Here is a 2907-nt window from a genome sequence, read left to right as displayed (position 1 = left end):
GTCATTCCCGCCCGGGCGGGAATGACGGCGTCGCATCGGAAGGCGCGCGCTACCGGCGGTCTATGAGCGATGTTCCCGGAGGCGCCGGGCCTTCAGGCCTGCGGGCGCGTCGAGTTGAAGAACAGCGCCTGGCTGATCGTTGCGCGCACGGTGGTTTCCTGGAACGGCTTGGTCACGAGGTAGGTCGGCTCCGGCCGCTCGCCGGTGAGCAGGCGTTCCGGGTAGGCGGTGATGAAGATCACCGGCACTTCGCCGAACTTGAGCAGGTCTTCCACCGCATCGATGCCCGAGCTGCCATCGGCCAGCTGAATATCGGCAAGGACGAGGCCGGCGGGGTGCTTCTCGAAGATTTCGATTGCCTGCTTGTGCGTGGCGGCGGTGCCGACGACGGTATGGCCAAGGTCCGTTACGAGACCTTCCAGCTGCATCGAGATCAGCGGCTCGTCCTCGATGATGAGGACGCGGGTTGCGCTTTCCCCTTCGATCTCGGCAATCGCCTGGGAAACCAGCGCATCGACTTCCTCGACCTCGAGGCCGAGGATCGTCGCGGTTTCCTCGCGCGTGAATTCCTCCACCGAGGTCAGCAGCAGCGCCTGGCGGTGCGTCGGCGCGACGGCGGCGAGGCGCTCCTGCGCGGCCTGCTCGTGCCCGCCGCCGATGTCGCCCGCGGGTTCCTCGACATGGCCGGTCGACCAGATGCGCGTGAAGGCCTCATACAGCGCGGCGCGGCTGCGGGCGATGGCATCGCGCAGCGAGCGGTCGGCGAGGGCCGCTTCCAGCGTCGCGCGGACATAGGCGTCGCCCGAATGCTGCGAGCCGGTGAGGGCGCGCGCGTAGCGGCGCAGGTAAGGCAGCTGGATCGCAATCTGATCAGAGACGGACATTCAAGTTCCTCAAGGCCTATGGGGGAAGTTGGCTTCCCGATTGCACGTCGATGGGCGCCCTTTGCGCCTGAAGGCCGGTGTCGTTTGTCTGACTCCGCCGGGCGTATAGGGCAACCGGAAAATTTTTTGCGGTGAGACGCTTTTTCGGGAACCAACGAAGGGGCGCTACGTTCCCGCAATATCACCACTGGCTCCCCCACCCCCCCCGCAAACCGGTGGTGATCCGATCCCGGAGGCCCTCGCCCACTCAAGTGGACGGGGGCCTCAATTTTTATGGGCCATGATTGTTCCGCCGATCCTGCGGAAATACGGCAAAGTTTTTCGGGAAGTTTTTCGGTCTGGCGCTGATTTCTTTCGCTTCCGCAACGAAATGGGCGATTTCAGGACATTGCCGGGAACTATTTTCGCCGCACCGCCGTTAGCTATCCGACTGGTTTTCTCAGAGGAGGGTAACGCAATGTCGACTGTTGTCGAAGCAGGCGTCGAAGGGGTCCAGCCCGAAAAGGTCGCGCTCAGCGACCGTGATTTCCGCCGCGCGCTGGCAGAGGTAGCGCCGCACCTGCGTGCATTCGCGCGCGGTCTGTGCGGCTGCCGCGACCGCGCCGACGATCTGGCGCAGGAAGCCATGCTGCGGGCATGGGCGGCGCGTGAGCGCTATGCCGCCGGCACCAACTTCAAGGCATGGACTTTCACCATCCTGCGCAACCACTTCTATTCCGAGGCCCGCCGCGCCCGCTTCCATGGCGAGTACGACGAACTGGCCGCGGAACGCATCCTGCGCGCCGAAGCCAGCCAGGAAAGCGCCGTCGAGCTGGCGGACGTCCTGCGCGCGCTGACCGCCATCCCCGAAACCTATCGCGAGGCCCTCGTGCTCGTAGCGGCGGGCAACCTCTCCTACGAGGAAATCGCCGATATCTGCGGTATCGCGCTCGGCACCGTTAAGAGCCGCATCTGCCGCGCCCGCGCGATGCTCTCCAAGATCATCGAATCCGGCCAGCTGCCGGACTTCCGCCACAACTTCGTGCTTGGCGGCGAGGCGATCGACGCCTTCTTCGGCGAACTGGTGAAGATCGCCAACGTTAATGCCGACACCGTTCGCCTCGCCCAGCGCGTGGCTGCCTGAACCGGGACAACGTACCTTGGATGCGATGGTGGCCAGCTCCGGGAAAATCCTCATCGTCGAGGACGAGTTCCTGGTAGCGCTGCAACTGGAAGATATCCTTGCCGATGGCGGCCATGCCGTCGTCGGCACGGTTCCGGACATGGCTTCGCTAGGCATGCTGGGTGATGTTCCTGATGTGGCGCTCGTCGATCTCAACTTGCGCGACGGGCTCACCGGCCCGGCTATCGCACGCGATCTCTCCGGCCGTTACGGCGTGCGGGTGATCTACGTCACCGCCAATCCCGGCCAGATCGACACTCCGGCGCCGACCGCGATCGGGGTCGTCCAGAAACCCTTTACACGACAGGCGATCCTCGCCGCGATCTCCTATGCCCTTGCCGGATGCCCCGACAGCGCCCGGCCACAGGAACTGGAGCCGCTGCAACTGCGCACCTGACGTTTCACGAGTAGGAGAGGGGCCGCAAGAGCCCGGGCCTGATGACAAACACAACAGGGCCTGAGAAGAAGGCGAGAGGATGAGCCAAGTCGTCCTGCAATGCCTGCAATACTATGGCGCCGCTGCGGGAACCGTGGCGGCGCTTATCGTATCGCTCGACCTCGGCCGCAAATGGACCGGCTGGGGCTTCGTCATTTTCGTCACCAGTTCGATCGCCCTGGTGGCCTGGGGATTCCTCGACGACAAGGCCGAGGGGATCGGGCTGCAGAACGTGGCGCTGTTCGCGATCAACTGCGTGGGCGTGTGGCGGTATCTGCTGCGGCGAAAAAGGCCCGGCTGACCCTTATCCTCCCTGTCGCGCAGCGATGGGGAGGCGGCGCCGACGAAGTCGGTGACGGAGGGGGTTTTGTATTCCCCAAGCCCCTCCACCACCCGCTGCGCGGGCGGTCCCCCTCCCCATCGCT

At 64.8% G+C, this 2907-nt stretch carries 4 protein-coding genes; 3 read left to right on the top strand and 1 reads right to left on the bottom strand.

Annotation, left to right across the window (positions count from 1 at the left end; all coding sequences use genetic code 11):
* Positions 1-92: 92 nt before the first annotated feature.
* Positions 93-884 carry a response regulator gene (locus ACYPYD_RS20145; protein WP_008832962.1) on the bottom strand — a complete coding sequence of 264 codons (792 nt, stop codon included), beginning with the start codon at positions 882-884 and terminating at the stop codon, positions 93-95.
* 457 nt (positions 885-1341) lie between these two features.
* On the opposite strand from ACYPYD_RS20145, the gene ACYPYD_RS20140 reads away from it, so the two are divergent.
* From ACYPYD_RS20140 to ACYPYD_RS20130, 3 genes are all read left to right on the top strand, one after another.
* Complete coding sequence (locus tag ACYPYD_RS20140) at positions 1342-2007, top strand: sigma-70 family RNA polymerase sigma factor (protein ID WP_459665090.1); 666 nt, start codon at positions 1342-1344, stop codon at positions 2005-2007.
* A gap of 25 nt (positions 2008-2032) precedes the next feature.
* Entirely contained in the window at positions 2033-2443 is a 411-nt protein-coding gene (locus tag ACYPYD_RS20135) for a response regulator (protein ID WP_459665089.1), read from the top strand.
* Between the two features lie 79 nt (positions 2444-2522).
* A complete protein-coding gene (locus ACYPYD_RS20130) occupies positions 2523-2783 on the top strand; it encodes a hypothetical protein (RefSeq protein WP_008832965.1) in 261 nt (86 codons plus the stop codon).
* The last annotated feature ends 124 nt before the right edge of the window (positions 2784-2907 follow it).

This window comes from Novosphingobium sp. 11B, from assembly GCF_054589055.1.
Note: the sequence above shows the minus strand (reverse complement) of the source record. Positions and strands in the feature narration are given on the sequence as shown.

Excerpts from the sequence above, each read along its gene's own strand:
- ACYPYD_RS20145 (WP_008832962.1), bottom strand. The coding sequence starts at position 884 with ATGTCCGTCTCTGATCAGATTGCGATCCAGCTGCCTTACCTGCGCCGC.
- ACYPYD_RS20140 (WP_459665090.1), top strand. The coding sequence starts at position 1,342 with ATGTCGACTGTTGTCGAAGCAGGCGTCGAAGGGGTCCAGCCCGAAAAG.
- ACYPYD_RS20135 (WP_459665089.1), top strand. The coding sequence starts at position 2,033 with ATGGTGGCCAGCTCCGGGAAAATCCTCATCGTCGAGGACGAGTTCCTG.
- ACYPYD_RS20130 (WP_008832965.1), top strand. The coding sequence starts at position 2,523 with ATGAGCCAAGTCGTCCTGCAATGCCTGCAATACTATGGCGCCGCTGCG.